This window comes from Paenibacillus sp. FSL K6-1230, assembly GCF_038002385.1.
Lineage (GTDB): Bacteria > Bacillota > Bacilli > Paenibacillales > Paenibacillaceae > Paenibacillus > Paenibacillus massiliensis.
The window spans coordinates 33,618-51,426 of sequence record NZ_JBBOCK010000001.1 but is presented as its reverse complement, the minus strand read 5'-3'; the positions used below and the strand labels follow the sequence as shown (position 1 = coordinate 51,426).

At 48.6% G+C, this 17,809-nt stretch carries 16 protein-coding genes and 1 riboswitch; all 16 genes read right to left on the bottom strand.

Going from position 1 to position 17,809, the window contains the following annotated elements; translation table 11 throughout:
* Positions 1–69: 69 nt before the first annotated feature.
* Positions 70–1,206, bottom strand: coding sequence for a peptidylprolyl isomerase (locus tag MKX74_RS00225; protein ID WP_018888042.1), 1,137 nt, complete (start codon positions 1,204–1,206; stop codon positions 70–72).
* Positions 1,193–4,717, bottom strand: a complete 3,525-nt coding sequence (mfd, locus tag MKX74_RS00220) for a transcription-repair coupling factor (protein ID WP_018888043.1) — start codon at positions 4,715–4,717, stop codon at positions 1,193–1,195. The genes MKX74_RS00225 and mfd overlap by 14 nt, the downstream gene beginning before the upstream one ends.
* A gap of 180 nt (positions 4,718–4,897) precedes the next feature.
* Positions 4,898–5,128, bottom strand: coding sequence for an anti-sigma-F factor Fin family protein (locus tag MKX74_RS00215; RefSeq protein WP_018888044.1), 231 nt, complete (start codon positions 5,126–5,128; stop codon positions 4,898–4,900).
* Positions 5,129–5,299: 171 nt separating this feature from the next.
* Positions 5,300–5,860, bottom strand: coding sequence for an aminoacyl-tRNA hydrolase (pth, locus tag MKX74_RS00210; RefSeq protein ID WP_018888045.1), 561 nt, complete (start codon positions 5,858–5,860; stop codon positions 5,300–5,302).
* Positions 5,861–6,310: 450 nt separating this feature from the next.
* Positions 6,311–7,264: a ribose-phosphate diphosphokinase gene (locus tag MKX74_RS00205; RefSeq protein WP_018888047.1), complete on the bottom strand. Its 954-nt coding sequence runs from the start codon at positions 7,262–7,264 to the stop codon at positions 6,311–6,313.
* Between the two features lie 125 nt (positions 7,265–7,389).
* On the bottom strand, positions 7,390–8,793 hold the full coding sequence (gene glmU, locus MKX74_RS00200; RefSeq protein WP_018888048.1) for a bifunctional UDP-N-acetylglucosamine diphosphorylase/glucosamine-1-phosphate N-acetyltransferase GlmU: 1,404 nt from the start codon (positions 8,791–8,793) through the stop codon (positions 7,390–7,392).
* Between the two features lie 248 nt (positions 8,794–9,041).
* Positions 9,042–9,329, bottom strand: coding sequence for a septation regulator SpoVG (spoVG, locus tag MKX74_RS00195; RefSeq protein WP_018888049.1), 288 nt, complete (start codon positions 9,327–9,329; stop codon positions 9,042–9,044).
* Positions 9,330–9,499: 170 nt separating this feature from the next.
* Entirely contained in the window at positions 9,500–10,324 is an 825-nt protein-coding gene (purR, locus tag MKX74_RS00190) for a pur operon repressor (protein WP_025680809.1), read from the bottom strand.
* 205 nt (positions 10,325–10,529) lie between these two features.
* Positions 10,530–11,384, bottom strand: a complete 855-nt coding sequence (gene ispE, locus MKX74_RS00185; protein WP_025680810.1) for a 4-(cytidine 5'-diphospho)-2-C-methyl-D-erythritol kinase — start codon at positions 11,382–11,384, stop codon at positions 10,530–10,532.
* 224 nt (positions 11,385–11,608) lie between these two features.
* Positions 11,609–11,788: a small, acid-soluble spore protein, alpha/beta type gene (locus MKX74_RS00180; RefSeq protein WP_018888052.1), complete on the bottom strand. Its 180-nt coding sequence runs from the start codon at positions 11,786–11,788 to the stop codon at positions 11,609–11,611.
* A gap of 235 nt (positions 11,789–12,023) precedes the next feature.
* Positions 12,024–12,299: a biofilm formation stimulator Veg gene (gene veg, locus MKX74_RS00175; protein WP_018888053.1), complete on the bottom strand. Its 276-nt coding sequence runs from the start codon at positions 12,297–12,299 to the stop codon at positions 12,024–12,026.
* A gap of 272 nt (positions 12,300–12,571) precedes the next feature.
* The gene (gene yabG / locus MKX74_RS00170; protein ID WP_026281393.1) at positions 12,572–13,465 is read right to left on the bottom strand and encodes a sporulation peptidase YabG; all 894 of its coding nucleotides are present in this window, start codon (positions 13,463–13,465) and stop codon (positions 12,572–12,574) included.
* A gap of 69 nt (positions 13,466–13,534) precedes the next feature.
* Positions 13,535–14,419: a 16S rRNA (adenine(1518)-N(6)/adenine(1519)-N(6))-dimethyltransferase RsmA gene (gene rsmA, locus MKX74_RS00165; protein WP_341177159.1), complete on the bottom strand. Its 885-nt coding sequence runs from the start codon at positions 14,417–14,419 to the stop codon at positions 13,535–13,537.
* A gap of 4 nt (positions 14,420–14,423) precedes the next feature.
* Entirely contained in the window at positions 14,424–14,969 is a 546-nt protein-coding gene (gene rnmV, locus MKX74_RS00160; protein WP_018888056.1) for a ribonuclease M5, read from the bottom strand.
* Between the two features lie 178 nt (positions 14,970–15,147).
* Positions 15,148–16,302, bottom strand: a complete 1,155-nt coding sequence (locus MKX74_RS00155) for a 3D domain-containing protein (RefSeq protein ID WP_018888057.1) — start codon at positions 16,300–16,302, stop codon at positions 15,148–15,150.
* A gap of 276 nt (positions 16,303–16,578) precedes the next feature.
* A riboswitch (cyclic di-AMP (ydaO/yuaA leader) is annotated at positions 16,579–16,775 on the bottom strand.
* A gap of 194 nt (positions 16,776–16,969) precedes the next feature.
* Positions 16,970–17,761, bottom strand: a complete 792-nt coding sequence (locus MKX74_RS00150) for a TatD family hydrolase (RefSeq protein ID WP_341177158.1) — start codon at positions 17,759–17,761, stop codon at positions 16,970–16,972.
* Between the last annotated feature and the right edge of the window lie 48 nt (positions 17,762–17,809).

Sequence of the window (17,809 nt, the reverse complement as noted above, 5' to 3'; positions counted from 1 at the left end):
CGCGCCTTTCTTGTCCAAATGATCACCAGGTGTGGTTGCTAGGTGTTGCGTAGACCTACCGAGTGGGTATTATTTCCCTTCTGTTGCATCCTTAGCACCATCATTGGCTGCATTGCTTCCATCCGTCGCGTTGCCGCCTGCACCTGCATCACCAGATTTATTCTCGGTGCTGCCTTCAGGAGTAGTAGCACCACTGTTCTCTGGCTGCCCCTCAGTTCCTTCTGCTGCCGGAGCCTTAGGAAGATCGATGCTCTTGATTTTTCCTTCCAGTTCGGTGCTCATGAAGTTCGTGATCGTGTCAGAAGCCAGCTTGTTCTTCAGACCATCCTTCTGCTCTGCAGTCAGCTTGTCGAAGCTCGCCTCATTCCGGGATTCCACCTTGATGATGTGGTAGCCGTACTCTGTCTCTACTGGCTCACCGATCTCGCCCACTTTTTGTGTCTTAGCTGCTTCCTTAAAGGCCTCTACCCATTGTCCCACTGGCGAATTTTCATACAATCCGCCGTTCTCGGCAGAGCCTGGGTCCTCAGAGTATTTCTTGGCAATTTCTGCAAAGTCTGCCCCATTATCGAGCTTGTCCTTCACTTCTTTTGCCAGCTTGAGCGCTTCTTCCTTCGGACGCTCTTTATTGGTCTTCGGATCTGTGAAATTAATCAGTACATGGCGCACAGATGCAGTTGTGAACTGGTCGATGTTAGTCTCGAATTCCTTTTTCACCTGCTCGTCCGTCACCTTGTTCGTCTCACTCTTGATTACAGTCATGATCCGTGTCATATAATTCTTCACATCTTGCTCGCTCAGCTTCTGATCCGTCAGCATCTTCTGGAATTGCTCCTCGCCGACCGAATTTTTGAAATTCGCGAACTGCTCTTCCGCGCTCTTGGCTCCATCCTGCTGCGCTTTTTCATCTGCTTGACCTGCAAGATACTTATACGCAATCTCTTGCTTCACGATGGTCTCGCGGAACTCATCCATAGCCAGCATTTGTTCATACTCTGGATACAGCATCTTCATCATGCCCAGCTCCAGATTGAATTCATTCTCGGTAATTTGACCACCGTCATAAGTGGCAACCACCTTGCTGTTATCCTGCTGCTCCTGCGTCTGATCACCCTTCTGTCCACAAGCAGCTAGCAGCGATACCGCCGCTACTACTGCAAGCGTCAGCAGCAACGTCCTCCAGGATTTCAGTCTATTTGACAACATCCAAAAGTTCCCCCTTTAAATTAAAAGCTTCCTTCATGGAGCTTAGGAATTCCTCAAGCAGTTCCATAAGCTGACGATCGCCTAGACCCGCGCCTTTTATAGCAACGGTCATAGGAACCCCTTGATCAAATTGTACACGTCTTTCAAAGCGATTGCCAATCTGGGCAATTCCGGAAGGCTGAATCGCCTTTTCCTGCCCTTCATAGAAGCGCAAAACCATCTGATCAGCACGCTGAGTAAGTGACTCGATTCCATAAGCTCTTCCGTACACCTTGATCCTTGCGACTGCCAGTAGATTCACCACCGCCTCCGGCAAGTCCCCGAAACGGTCCACCAGCTCCTCCTCCAGCTCTGTCGCCTCCTGGAAGCTACTGATTGCTGCCACCTTCTTATAGATCTCAATCTTCTGAATACTATCGTAGATATAATCGCCAGGGAGATACGCATCAATGCTCAGATCAATGCTGGTCTTCCAATGCTGTGTCTGCTCAGGCTCTTCCCCGAACATAGTGACCTTACGTTTATTAATCTCTTCAGCAAGCATCTGTGAATATAGATCAAAGCCGACAGAAGCAATAAATCCGTGCTGCTCTGCTCCAAGCAGATTACCCGCTCCACGTATAGAGAGGTCCCGCATCGCAATCTTGAAGCCTGAACCGAGCTCTGTGAACTCCTTGATCGACTGCAGACGCTTCTCTGCAACCTCTGTCAGTACCTTGTCCCGCTGGTAGGTGAAATACGCATATGCAATCCGATTCGATCTGCCCACGCGGCCACGAAGCTGATACAGCTGAGACAAGCCCATCTTGTCAGCATCATGCACGATAAGGGTATTCACATTAGGAATATCTACACCCGTCTCAATAATGCTGGTACTCACCAGCACATCATATTCACCATCCAGGAAGTCCAGAATGGTCTTCTCAAGCTCCGACTCCGACATCTGTCCATGACCGATTCCCACGCGGGCCTCAGGAACCAGAGCATTGATCTCGGCAGCCATCTCCTGAATGCCTTGAACACGGTTGTACAGGTAATACACCTGACCGCCGCGAGCCAGCTCTCGTTCAATAGCCTCACGTACTAGCGCCTGGCTGTGCTCGACAACATATGTCTGAACCGGGAAACGATTCTCTGGTGGTGTCTCAATGACCGACAAATCACGGACTCCCAGCATAGACATATGAAGCGTACGTGGAATCGGTGTAGCCGTCAGCGTCAGCACGTCCACATTGGTCTTGAGCCGTTTCAGCTTCTCCTTATGAGTTACACCGAAGCGTTGCTCCTCATCCACAATCAACAGACCTAGATCCTTGAAGATCAGGTCCTGCGACAGCAGGCGATGCGTACCGATAACAATATCAACGGTACCCTGCTTCACACCTTTGATCGTCTCATTCTGCTCCTTGCGTGAGCGGAAGCGGCTGAGTACCTGGATATTGAATGGATACCCAGCGAACCGCTCTACGAATGTCTCATGATGCTGCTGAGCCAGAATAGTAGTCGGTACAAGCACAGCGACCTGCTTGCCCTCGATAGCCGACTTGAAGGCTGCCCGAATGGCAACCTCTGTCTTGCCATAGCCTACATCACCGCACAGCAGACGATCCATGGGACGACTCATTTCCATATCCTTCTTGATCTCTTCAATTGCACGAATCTGATCACGAGTCTCATCATAAGGGAACATGGCCTCGAATTCTTGCTGCTCTGGTGTGTCCTTCTCGAAGCCATAGCCAGGGGAGGACTGTCGATCAGCATAGAGCTTGATAAGGTCATCAGCAATATCCTGAACCGAGCTGCGGACTTTATTCTTGACTCTCGTCCACTCATTGCCACCCAGCTTGTAGATCTTGGGCTCCTTCTCCTCTGAGCCCACATACTTCTGAATCAAATCAATCTGCTCAATTGGTACAGATAGCTTGTCACCGCCAGCGTACAGAATGTGCATGTAATCCTTGTGTATGCCTCCGACCTCAAGGGTGCCAATACCAAGATATTTACCAATCCCGTGATTCTGGTGAACGACATAGTCGCCGATCTTCAGCTCGCTATAGCTCTTGATCCGCTCTGCATTGTCTACATGGCGTCCTTGCTTACGTGCCTTGCGTTGCTTCTGCGAGAACATCTCGCCCTCGGTTATGACGGCTAGATGAATAGACGGCATTTCAAAGCCGCTCTGCAGATTGCCAATCAGCATCGTTGGCTCTGGAATATCATAATCCTGCAGCACACGGCGAATCCGATCAAGTCGATCCTCTCCGTTAGCCAGCATAATAACCTTGGTACCCGCCTTGATCCAGCGCTCCATTTCCGATTTCAGAACATTCATCTGTCCATGAAAATCCTGCATGGCACGGCTGATAAAGTTCAGAATATTCTGCGGCTGTGTATGTGGTACTTGGCGCAGGAACAGAGACATGAATAACGTCTGGAAGCGTCGTTGATACAATATGGTATCGCTAGATGCCCCTAATTCAAATTGGGGTAACGTCTTGCCGTTCTGCAATAGATGCAGATTCCATTCTGACTCATCACGTTCCAGCTGCTTGGCTGTCTCCAGCATCCGTGCTGGCTCGTCAATGATTAGAATCGTATCCTCCGGCATGTAATCCAGCAGTGTCTTGTGCTCTGGATAGAGGAGTGAGGCATATTTATATATTTCATCAAAGTATACCTGTTCCCGCAGCAGCTCAATCTCCTTCTGGATTTCCTCCTTCAGACGCTGCTTCGCCTGCCGATCTGTCGTCTTCTCGATCTGTTCTCCCAGCAGCATCGCAGCCTGGTCCGCTGCACGGCTCATTCGGGCCGGATCGGCAATGAGCTCTCTGCATGGAGTTACTATAATGGTCTGGACACGCTCTATGGATCGTTGGTCTCCTGGATCAAAGGTACGAATCGAATCAATCTCGTCATCGAACAGCTCGACCCGATAGGCTAACGAAGTCGTCATAGGATAGAAGTCAATAATTCCTCCACGCACACTCATCTCGCCTCGGGATTCCACCCGTTCTACCCGTTGATAGCCTAACTCCACCATACGTAGCAAGAACGAATCCAGTTGTACACTCTCTCCCTCTTTCAGCTCAATTCTAGCCCCCGCCATAACCTCTGGCACAGCAAGATAACGGCGAATGCCTGAATAAGGAGCGACAACTACGCCGCGAAAGCCCTGAGCACATTTGGTCAGCACATCGATCCGCTGGGACAACGTCTCAGGACTGGATACGGCAGCTTCAGCAGCTACCAGCTCATTGGCTGGGTATAACAGCACTTGATCGGATGAAAGCGCTTCCTGCAAATCATCCATGATTTTTTGTGCGGCGAACATATTATGCGTCATAATAAGTACTGGCCGCTTCGTCTCATAAGCTAGTGCTGCAATGAGCAGCTGACGAGCAGACCCGGATAGACCAGAAATAAGCTGCTCCTTCATCCCGGATGAAAGTCCGGCAGCAACTGATCCAAAATCGCTATCATTGGAAAAATCCTGAATAAGTGCTTGTAACAAAAAAGGCACCCCTTTTTACATTCATTTCATTCATACTCATCAATATCACTTGGAGGCATATGTATACGCCAGAACATATAAAACTCAAAAGAAGCCTCGGCAGCGCTGCCAAGGCTCCACAAGGCCAAGCTCATCTTGCCATGGTCAGGAAGACGGGGCCATCATTGTGCCATCTGGTTCTTATTGTAGCGGGTTGGCCAGGAGACTCAGCTCCGGATGATCTTCGAGATTCTCCCTACAGTAATCGCAAGTGATACGAACCGTAATCTCGCCGCTTGAATTATAGGCTATTATATCTCGCCGCTCGGACGGGGTCAAGAAATGGAAGCCGAGCCGTTCCTCTGATATATCGGGAGCATCAATTCGTCCAATGAACGTCCGGCAATGTCTGCATACATAATTAACTGCCATACATCTATATGCCTCCTGAAAGTCTTTTATACTGAACATGCCACATTCATGAATGATGTAGCCATGTCCATACTCTCAGTATGCCCGGAAAATGCCAATTTAGCCCTACCCGATCGTTGTGATGATCCTTCTCATTCTTACTCTCTGTTAATCGTCCTATTTGTTGAGCATTTACTTGTTGAATTTGGCCATCGTTCTTTCAAACGTCTCATTCAGACTGAATTCCAGTGCATCACAGGTCTCTTCAATCATGGAATCGAGCTGCTCCTTCTCCTTCTTGGGGAAGGTGGAGAGCACATAATCCACAATGGCATAGCCAGGCTCTGGGCGCGAGATTCCCATCCGAATGCGATTGAACTGCTGAGTACCTGTGTGCTGAATAATCGACTTGATTCCGTTATGTCCGCCTGCACTGCCTTGGTAGCGAAGACGAATCTTGCCGATTTCGGTGTCCAGATCATCGTATACGACGATTAAATCCTCAAGCGAAGCCTTATAATAATCCATATAGGCTCTAATGGACTCTCCAGACAGATTCATGTAGGTCATCGGCTTGATGATGACCGTCTTCACCCCGCCAATCATTCCTTCACCCACCAAGGCCTTGCATTTACTCTGATTAACAGCAATGCCGTGGCGTGCAGCCAGCCTGTCCAATGCCATGAAGCCGACATTGTGTCTAGTTTTCTCGTATTGTGGACCTGGGTTCCCTAATCCAACAATCCATTTCATTGCGGCTTCGCCTCTCTTTGCAGTTCTTATTTTTTTGATACAATAGTCTGTAATCTGTATATTGAATATATTGCATATTCCAGCTCTGAATAGGAAGGTGACAGCACATTCGAGACCCGTCAGATACACTATCATATGACAGCCATTTTCTGTATCATCTGAAGAACGCCGTTCCTGTCCAGGTATATGATGACACAGGTAAGCACATTGAACTTGGGCTCATAGCCCGGTTCAATGAATATTTCGTAGAGATTGGTGGTACTCTCTATCACCGCAAACGATTCACCTTTATCTCACGTCCTGGCTTTTGATCAAGCGGATAATCCAGCATCATATATTTACCATGCCAGCCGCACTATCCATGTATTCCCTGCAATCCTATGAGACACGCCGATAGGGGTTACTTTTTCCTGAATGGAAAAGTAACCCCTACGTCATACCCCGGTCTTCTTATTCGATTTCAAACAGCTTACTAATGGACAGTTCTTCATGAACACGGATAATGGCTTCACCCATTAACGGCGCCACGGAGAGGACCTTTAACTTACTCGTCGGATTCGGATGAATGATAGGAATCGTATCGGTTACCACCACTTCTTTGAGTGGAGCATTCTCAAGACGTTCCATAGCTGGACCCGATAGCACGGGATGGGTACAGCACGCGTAGACTTCCTTCACGCCGCCTTCCTTGAGTGCATTCGCACCAAGAACAATTGTACCAGCCGTATCAATAATGTCATCGATCAGGATGGCTGTCTTGCCCTCAATGTTACCGATGATATTCATCACTTCACTTACATTGGGCTCTGGACGACGTTTGTCGATGATCGCGAGCGGGGCATTCAGGAAATCAGCCAGCTTGCGCGCCCGGACTACGCCACCGTGGTCAGGAGATACGACAATGGGATTCTCAATCTGCTTAGAGCGGAAATATTGAGCCAGAATAGGTACCCCCAGCATATGGTCAACCGGAATATCGAAGAAGCCTTGAATCTGCATGGCATGCAAATCCATTGTTATGACACGGTGTGCACCGGCTTTCTCAATCAGGTTGGCCACCAGCTTGGCCGTAATCGGATCACGTGAACGTGCCTTACGGTCTTGTCGGGCATAACCATAGTAAGGAATAACAACGTTGATGCTCTTGGCAGAGGCACGCTTAAGCGCATCTACCATAACCAGCAATTCCATCAGGTTATCGTTGACTGGATTACAGGTGGATTGCACGATGTAGACGTGACATCCACGTACACTCTCGGACAATTTGACTTGAATCTCCCCATCACTAAATGAGGTGGTGTGGGACTCGCCCATTGGAATCCCGATATAATCTGCGATCTGATGGGCTAGCTTAGGATTAGAGTTACAGGTGAAAATCTTTAATTTGGAATCACAATAAGTCATTAATATAAACCCTCCGTGCTGGTTCATTCATTGGAATCTGATACACACTGTATTCATCTGCTGATTTTCAAATAACAACCGGGAAATGATGCCTACTATCACTGAATCAACTAGTGTATAACTGTCTATTTAGATGAATTGCCGCGTTCCTTTTTGGCTTTCGCCTGATTGCGAATTCTGTCCGCGTAGCCAGACTTGTTCTCTTGACGGCTGCGAGCAATCGCTAGGTCGTTGTCAGGAACGTCCGAGGTGATTGTGGAGCCTGCCACGACATATGCGCCCTTACCGATGTGGACTGGAGCGATCAGATTCACGTTGCTGCCAATGAATGCATCGTCTTCAATCTCTGTAATGGATTTATTATATCCATCGTAATTCACCGTTATTGCACCGCACCCTATATTTACATTCTTACCCACTTTCGCATCCCCTATATAGCTAAGATGCGACACTTTAGAGTTGTCATCAATTGTTGCATTTTTGACCTCTACGAAATCGCCAACCTTGACGTGCTCGCCCAAACGAGAGCCAGGACGCAAATATGCAAATGGACCGACAGATGTACGCTGTCCCACCTCTGCATCATCCAGAACGGAATAGCGAATTTCCACATGATCATGCACAATCGTATTTGTCAGATTCGCATTCGGTCCAACGACGCAGAACTCACCGATACGAGTGGTGCCTGTGAGAATCGTCCCTGGATGAAGTACGGTATCTGCTCCAATCTCCACCTCACTACCAATATACGTGGAAGCCGGATCAATGACTGTTACTCCGCCTAGCATATGGCGACGAACGATGCGCTCCTTCATGTAACGCTCAGCTTCTGAGAGGGCTACCCGGTCATTCACACCGATGGACTCGGCCGGATCATGAGCCAAATACCCCTCGACGGCTTCACCTTCACCGCGCAAAATGCCGATTACATCCGTCAGGTAGTACTCTTGCTGCGCATTTTGATTCGTGACCTGTTCGAGCGCCTTGAACAACTTGGCATTATCAAAGCAGTACGTACCCGTGTTGATTTCGCTAATAGCATTTTCTTCTGCCGAGCAATCCTTCTGCTCTACGATCTTGATGACAGAACCTGCCTTATCGCGTACGACACGCCCATAACCATGTGGATCTGGCAATTCAGCTGTCAGTACAGTAGCTGCAGCACCCTTGCTCTCGTGATGAGCAATAAGCCCCTCTACCGTCTCCGGTGTAACGAGTGGCGTATCTCCGCAGATAATGATGGTAGTGCCCTTTTCTTCACCCAAGAGGGCCTTAGCTTGCTTGACTGCATGACCAGTACCCAGTTGCTCCTGCTGCAGAGCATACTCCGCCTTGTCTCCCAAATATCCCTGTACGGCTTCTGCACCGTGACCTACAATCACGACTGTGCGTGTCACGCCAGCTTCACGAATTGTATCATGAACGTGGCCGACCATTGGCTTGCCGCATACGGGATGCAGCACTTTGTAGAGCTTGGACTTCATACGCTTTCCTTGCCCTGCGGCAAGAATCACAGCCATCCTTTTCAAGTGCTTATCCTCCAATCCTTTAGCTCAACCTTTTGCTGCATTCAGCTATATTTCACATTACAGGAATCCAATTCTTGATGGTTGCTTCATCGAATTTGCTCAAGATATGCTGCCTCAAGATTAGCCCTTCATGCTGTTGCCTATAGTCAATACCATAAAGATTATATTTTATATTAGCCAAAAAGAAAAGAGAGCCACAGTTCGTGGCTCTCTTTTCTTCAAAACCCCAATCGCGTCCAAGTTGTATCTTAGGCGCCTTCTTCGATTACTTCTTCTTCCTCCACAGCTGCCCGCTCGTACTCTGCCAGGACTGCAGCCTGGATTTTCTCACGGGTACCAGAGGAGATTGGGTGGGCAATATCGCGGAACTCCCCGTCCGGGGTGCGCTTGCTTGGCATAGCCACGAACATTCCATTGTTACCATCAATGACACGAATGTCATGCACGACAAACTCTCCATCGATCGTAATGGAAGCAATCGCCTTCATTCTCCCTTCCGAGTTCACGCGGCGAAGTCTTACATCCGTAATTTGCATGTGTTGTATTCACCACCTTTTTCCAATAAGGACTTGGTGTATAATTCCACACGCCGGAGCAAATTCCTTCTTTTTTTGTACAATTTGTATCCTGAAATCAGGAAAATTTTTCAATACCCTCAATTTTTGCCTGTTACAAGGGCATTTTTATGGAATATGACAATTTAATGTCAGCTGAAGTAATTACCAAGCTGCACGTTAATTTGCTTGCTACGTGCATCCACCGCCGTCAGACGGGCCAATGATACATAATCGTGCAACAGCCGTTCCTCACTATGCACCTCACCAGACTCGACCAGCACGCCAACACCTGCTACCGTAGCATTGAATTCTTGCAGCAGGTCAACCATACCCTGGATCGTGCCGCCTGCCTTCATGAAATCATCCACGATCAGTACACGCGATTTCTCGCGGAGGGCTCGACGGGATAGAGACATCGTATGTAGACTCTTCTGAGAGCCGGATACATAGTTGATACTTACCGCTGAACCTTCTGTCACCTGATGATCCCTTCTTACAAGGACTACCGGTAGATTCAGCTGCGCACCTGTAGCATATGCCAGTGGAATCCCCTTCGTCTCGACAGTCATGACTACATCAATACTCTTCTCTGCGAAGGCTGTGGCAAAGATCTTGCCAGCTTCATTCATCATCGCGGGCTGACCCAACAAGTCGGACATATACAGATAGCCCCCAGGCAGAATCCGGTCAGGCTGCTCCAATTGCTTACACAGCTCCTCTGCAAAGGTCAGGGCATGCTCCGTGGACAGCCTTGGAATCAGCTTCACTCCACCCGCAGCTCCAGCCAATGTCAGCAGCTCTCCCGTGCCATCATCCTCAAATACTTCCTTGATAATCGCCAAGTCCTCGCTAATCGATGACTTCGCAGCTCCATAACGATCCGCGAAATAAGTGAGGGGCACAAGTGTGTGCGGTCTAGCAAGCAGGAACTGGGTCATCTCAACTAAGCGTGCGCTTCTTTTTAATTTTTTCACGTGAGATTCCTCGCTATCTTATCATCCTTGCTGGGTCAGGGTCACATATCCCGTATGACGAACCCCTTCACAGGCATAAATGTTGCTGGTTTTCATTAAAATCCGAATATTTATATTAAAATATAACATTTTTGTACGTGTATACACAAGTTAATCTGCAAAATCTTGTACAAGCCTCTGCTGATCAATACACACTTCACTCTAATCAGGTCAACAATCTGACCGCATGAACCTCTTTACAGAAGCCGCGTAGCCCATTATAGATCCTCGGAATCTTCGCTTCCTTCGATACGAGACCAAATACGGTTGGTCCGCTGCCCGACATCAGCACCCCATCTGCTCCCAGGCGAACCATAGCTTCCTTCAGGTGCCTTACCTCCGGGTGCAGGTTCAGCGTTACATCCTCCAGTACATTGCCAAGCTCGTTACATATGTCATGAAATGAGCCTGTGCGCAGGGCAGCTTCCATCCGTGCTGCAGAAGGATGATGCTGTATCCGGTCCGCACGCACGCGTCCATATACCTCCGCAGTAGACACATTAATTGGTGGCTTGGCGAGGACAATCCAGCACTGAGGAGGGTTCGGCAGAGGCGTCAATAGCTCCCCGCGACCTGTCGCAAGGGCCGTGCCTCCCGTAATGCAGAACGGTACATCAGAGCCCAGCTGTGCTCCCAGCTCTCTCAGCTCCTGATCCGGTATGCCGAGCTTCCATAACCGATTCAGACCCCGCAACGTAGCTGCAGCATCACTGCTGCCACCTGCCAGGCCTGCTGCCACCGGAATCTTTTTATCCAAATGTATGTATACCCCAGTTTTCACATCATAACGTTCCTTGATTAACCTTGCTGCTTGGAATGCCAGGTTCTTCTCATCCAGCGGAATATAGCCAGCTTGGCTGGAGATCATGATCGTATCTCGTGGAAGCTCATGCATTTCCAATCGGTCTGCCAGATCAACCATTGTCATGATCATCTCAACTTCATGATATCCGTCATCCCTTTTACGCAGTACATCAAGCATCAAGTTAATTTTAGCTGGAGCTTTTTCGTATATTTTCAAGGCGTTCACCCGTCCTCACCTTTCCATCAAGACAACTTAACATATTATATCAGAACATAGCTGTCAAGCATAGAAGAGGCAGCATGGCATTAAGTAATCGCTTACATTATAATAAATACCTTTTCTTCTATCACACTTCAAGTTCTCAATCTAAGCCTCACTTATGCATGCATTACAACGGAAGAAGACTCCGGTCACTTCACCGGAGCCTTCCCAGCAACACTTTAAGGCTTACGGGCAGCAGCCTGCTCTGCCAGTTGAATCGCACGCTTGACCATATTGCCAGCATCCTTCGCCTTAATGCCACCCCAACCTTCTTGCTGTACTGTCTCATAGAAGCCCAGATCCTTCGCTAACTCATACTTTAGCTCCTCAGACATCACGCTGCGTCTTCTCCGGCTCATGAAGGCACCTCCCTCAGTAATATGAAAATCAAGAGTACGGGATCTTACCGACGTTAGTATGCCTGCTCATGAACGGAGCTATACAGACCAAAGCTGATTATGAAGTGCAGCGTAGGATACCTAAGAGGAGCAGCTGTGACAAATACAAAATACATGCTCATCCATAATCGAGGAAAGAAAAAACTGCACCCCTTAGGGATGCAGTTCTCTCTATACGATACACAACCAACAAAGGTTATGCTTGAGAATATTCAATGGCGATCTCGCCTTCAGGATCATAAATGCTTACTTCCACCGATTCCGTCAGGATATCGGCATAGCTGTAGGACACACGCTTGAAGGTCTGCTGCTCCTGATCCAGCTTTACAATAAATACAGAAGGGTACGTTTCTTCCAAGACACCAGTTCGTTCAACGGTCTTACGGCGTCCGCCGTTAGCCCGTAGCAAAATCTTTTGCCCAACATGTGCATCGAGACTGCGTTTGATATCCAATAGCGAGTTTTTTGCCATTGCTAACGACCACCTCTTTCCTTGTCCATTATAACAAAGAAGATAACCGATGTCAAATCAAAACAATAATTATAACAACTACAAAAATATATTGTCAATTGTTTTTTTTGCACAAAAAATAAAAGCCCCCATATGGAGCTTTTATCGTCACCATTTTGCCTATTATTCGATTAGACTTTCGTTTGAGTACAGAGCAAATAACAGGCTTAATCATTCGTTCTGTGCTGTCCTGATTCTCTAGTTGAACTCCATTTGCATGTATGGCAAAATGCTCAGATGGCTGACGGCGTAACCTTCAAGGTAGATAGATCCTCAAGCCTTGGCAGACCGACACGATAACTACCTCTTGTCTCGATTCCACCGACACCCTGGCTACCACTAATCGTATGATGGAAAATATCCGACATGCTGACCGTCTCCCGAATCGAGGTAAATGACGCCTTAGCTGCAATATAGACCGGGTCTAGCGCATGAATGAGCACCCGACCGGGGGAACTGGCAAAATTAGCTCCAGAGCGAATAAGCGCCTCAAAATGAGACTGACATGCCCCTGCTACGATCGTAAGCCCATCCAGATTCTTCTCATACTGCCGCGCTACCTGGATGGCAGCTACGAAATTCTGCGAATTTTTATAGCTGGACAGACTGCTAAGATCATAAGGAACTCTTTGCTTCAGCACGCCGTCGTGTCCGGTTATGACTACGATGCTGGGCCTTGAGCGTGGAAGCAGACGATACAGGGTATCGGCCATGGCCGACTCATGCACATGATATCCCTCTGCGGGCACACGCAGCTGCTTATACAGATTCAGGCTTTTATTCAGATAGTTCGCATCGCCATCTAGATGCAGCACCTTCCCCGGCAGCTCGAAGTAGGATATATGCGAATCTTGACTTTGCTCCGACAATATCGAACGACTTCTCTCCATCTGGTGCTGTCGATCCTGCTGCAGATGGGACAGTGATTGATTCGCCTTGATGTATGCCTTTCTCGTTTTGTCGCTCATAGATGCAGCCGGGACCTTGACCAGGTCGTTCACGGGGGAATCGGCAAGCAATCGAAATTCTGTCCCCTTGATAATGGCCTTATCTTGCCGGATACCCTCTACGCGAAATGTCACATCTCCGCCATACGATCTCCGAACGACCAAGTCTCCTAATGTCATCACACTGTATCACCCCTCCTTCATGGTATGGGGCAGTTGCCCGATTGGTTACCATCCGGAGGATTATTATTAGCGAATGCCTGCTTCCAGCAAGACATCGCTCAGACGGGCAAATTCTGCTACGCTGAGCGTCTCACCACGTCTTGTAGGGTCAATATCCGCCTTCCCAAGTAGCGGCTCAAGCTCGTCCCTGTTCTCCTTCGTGAAGAACTTGCTCTTCAGGTTGTTCGCAATCGTCTTGCGACGCTGGGCGAAGCAAGCATGAATAACCTCGAAGAAATGCTGCTCATCCATAACCTCAACTGGCGGCTTCTCACGCACACGTAGACGAATGACGGCAGACTCTACATTAGGCTGCGGGATGAATACCGTATGGGGCACAATACATACCATTTCCGGGATGCTGTAATATTGTACAGCTATGCTCAGGCTACCATAGTCCTTCGTCCCTGGTGAAGCGGCCATCCGCTGTGCCACTTCCTTCTGAATCATGACTACAATGTTCTCCAGTGGGAGCTTCTCCTCCAGCAGCTTCATCAGGATTGGCGTTGTTACGTAATAAGGCAAATTAGCGACAACACTAACCCGTTCTACCTCGGCAAAATCCTCAGCAAACACCGTCTTCAGATCAAGCTGTAGCACATCTCCATGACGAACCTTCACGTGGCTATAAGGCTCCAATACCTCAGACAGAATCGGTAGCAGTCGCTGGTCAATCTCAACAGCCGTGACACGCTTGGCGGTCTGTGCCAGCTTCTCGGTGAGCGCCCCAATGCCTGGACCAATCTCCAAGGCTCCCTTAGTATCATCCAGTTCGGCGGCCGCGACAATATTTCTCAGAATATTCTGGTCAATCAGAAAGTTCTGCCCTAGACTTTTCTTGAAGGAAAAGCCATGGCGCTGAATGATCTCCTTTGTACGCCGGGGTGTTGCGATATCTTCGAATCCTTTCATGCCATCACAGTCCTTCACCTTCAATTTTATTTAATGCGTCCAGGAACTCCTCCCGGCTAATCTGAAATACCGTTAGCCGCTTATGGAGCTGCTTTCCGTTACAATATCCGATCCCTAATTCGTTACCCAGCGCCATCCGTCTGGCTGAGGCCCGGGGATGGGTGATCAAGCCTGCCTCAATCAGATCACTCCAAGCGATCGTCGGCTCCGCCTCGTCCACCGTCGTGCGCACACGCTCCAGCGCGTGACGAATGGCTTCGGGAGAGGCATTCTCCACTCCGATATCTCCCTTGTGCGTCGCCTCGGACTCGGGGATGAACGCCTGCTTACAGCCAGGCACCTTGGAGGTAATAATCTTGCGGATACGTTCTCCCGCATGATCCGGGTCCGTCAGCACAATAACGCCTCTGCGTTGCTGGGCAAGGGCTATTTTTCGTATGGTCATCGCATTGATGGCAGAGCCTCCGGTCTCGATCGTATCCGCCTCTACAGCGCGTTTGATGGCTACTGTATCGTCCCGTCCCTCCACCACGATAACTTCCTTAATCATCTCGTGCCTTCCTTCCTGAATAGGGGCCACGACACGACATGCATTCGTATGGGCTCCAACGTACATATGAACAAACAAAAAATAAGAAGAGAGTATTCACCCTCTTCTTAAGTATACATAATCTTGATCTTATACTATCCTAATGGACACCTGTAATACAAGCTATGTCCAGAAGACACTAGTTCAGCTCTGGCTTCACGGGTCCGATGACATATACGGTAATCCCTGACTTACGCCCGAAGTTAAGCGCATGATTCAGATTATCGTAGTACACGTCAATTTTGTTGCCTTTAATGGCTCCGCCTGTATCCTCTGCACGACGGAAGCCTAATCCCTCAATATAGACCCACCAGCCGATCGGTACTACATTCGGGTCTACTGCAATCGTGCGGCCCTCGGTTACGCGTGTACCGGAAGCCGTACGTGTACCAATGCCAGGCTCCTGAGAGGAGTATGCTGTCATGGATACATTGTTGAGTACCTTTTTATATTTAAAATCAATTCCAGCTTTACTTACGACATTATTGCCCGTGCTTGCTACGCTAGCACTTACCGTCTTGGCATTAGCTGGTCCCGTGGAGGCTGCGAGCACCACTGGCTTCTTCGTGCCGACTGCAACCACTCTGTCGACCCGGTTCGTGGCTACCTCTTTGCTGACCATCCGTTTGGAGATGAGTACACCGTCATGGTACTCCTTCTCAATATTCTGAATCATAACTCCAGCCTTGCCGCTACGAAGGACGCGATTATCCCCCTTGAACAAGCTTGGGTCGGCTGTCTTAATGACCTGAAACGGAATCTCGGCTTCCTGCTCAAGCGATTGCGTCGTTACCCGAACGATTTTTATATCCATGTTAGACGAAACTTGGGTATCGAGTGCCGGAGTGACAATGTCCTTGGAGGACACTTTATACCCCAGAGACTTCACTGCGTCCCCAACTGTCTTCTCAGTGGTGTATAGTGTCTTGCTCTGATGATCAGCCGTGATTTGCACAGGTGCAGCACGCTTGATCACCACTTCGTCCCCATCCTGAATTGCCCCATTCAGTGGCATGGAGATCATGTCATGCGGTTCGAGAGTAATATTTTCTTTCTGCAGCAATTCATGCAGCAGCGCTTCGCGTGTCTCCAAGGTGACAGCCTCACCATCAATAACGAGAGACACCTGCTTCTTGTCTTGAATGTACACCAGAATAGAGATCATGGTAATTAATGCGACTAGAAAAAGTGCAACCAGCGTAGTCCGATTGATTTTTCCATACTTCCATCGCAACGCGTAAGACATGCTGGATGAGCGTGACTCATGGGTCTCCCCTTTTTGGAAAATGCCCACTTCTCCGTCCCTCCTTACATAGCCTCGCCGTCTGGAATGATGCAAACTTGAAATAGACGCGACTATACCAGATTTTCTACAGGACCACCTCGGAACTTCCCGATGTCCTGCATCATGTTCCCGTCTTCGCAGCATGCGCCATCTACATCAACTTCAAGACTGTAGATTGGACATCACTCCCGAACATAGGCCACAAGCAAAAAAAGCCAAAAAAAGAGCAAGAGAGCTCTTTCGTGGCTTCCACTGATGACTGATGCGGAAATTCATGCACGAGGTTGCTTCTCTCTTGTTACGCTTACGGGGTTAGCTGTCGGGTTCGGACGTAGAGATCGCCCTAGTTCCAGTTATCCGCTCAGGGCGGACACCTTCACATTCACCCCGAAGACCCAAAAAAGAAATCGATGCACAGCTGACAGACAGCGTGCGATTCGGTTCCCCCGTTCTCCAGGTTGGAGACTCAGCGAGACTGGTTCACGAAGTGAGTTGCTTCGATCACGACTTAGGACCTAAATCGTGAACAACAATTCACTGTTGAAATGATATCCTGTTTGTAACCATGTTGTAAAGCGGCTTTCAAGTGTGTTTTTCTAAATAATCGGTTAAAATATTGTAATATTCTCGATTTTACTGCAACAAATTCATGATTGTCTTCGTCTATCTCTTTTTTTCAGCTTGTTTTCTCTTCCTTGCTCACAATGCCAAATCGTTCCAGTCCGTTTTTAGTAGTAATTTCGGCCATTTCCTCCAGTGAAATCCCCTTAATGTCAGCTGCTGCTTCAGCCACATATTTTACATAGGCACTTTCGTTTCGCTTTCCTCGGAACGGATGTGGAGTCAGGTATGGAGCATCCGTCTCGATCAGTAAGCGATCCAGTGGTACCTTTTCTAACACTTCCTTTGGTTGACGTGCATTCTTGAATGTAATCGGTCCCCCGAAGGAGAGATGAAAGCCCATGTCGAGGCACAATTTCGCGGTCTCCCAGCTACCAGAGAAGGAGTGCATGATTCCGCCGACATCTCCTGCCTTCTCTTCGCGAAGAATTTTGACAATATCCTCATGTGCATCCCGATTATGAATGACAATCGGCATGCTGAGCTCACGAGCCAGTCCAATCTGCCGACGAAGTACCTGGTGCTGGATGTCCTTCGGAGATGTATCCCAGTAATAATCCAGCCCAATCTCTCCGATAGCCACTACTTTGTCATGTTTGCACAGCTCCGCAATCCATTCCAGATCGCCTTCCTTCATATCAATAGCATCGACAGGATGCCATCCAATAGCGGCGTAAATGAAATCGTACTTTTCGACAAGCTCCATAGTCGTTGGGATCGTCTCACGATTAAAACCGACATTAACCATTCGGGTGACACCAGCCTCGACAGCCCGTGCAATGACTTGCTCTTGATCCTCTTTGAATTGGGACGCATCTAAATGTGTATGTGTGTCGAATAATTGCATGACTGACTCCTTTCCATATTACAGCACAGACTTACAGCAAAGCGCTCA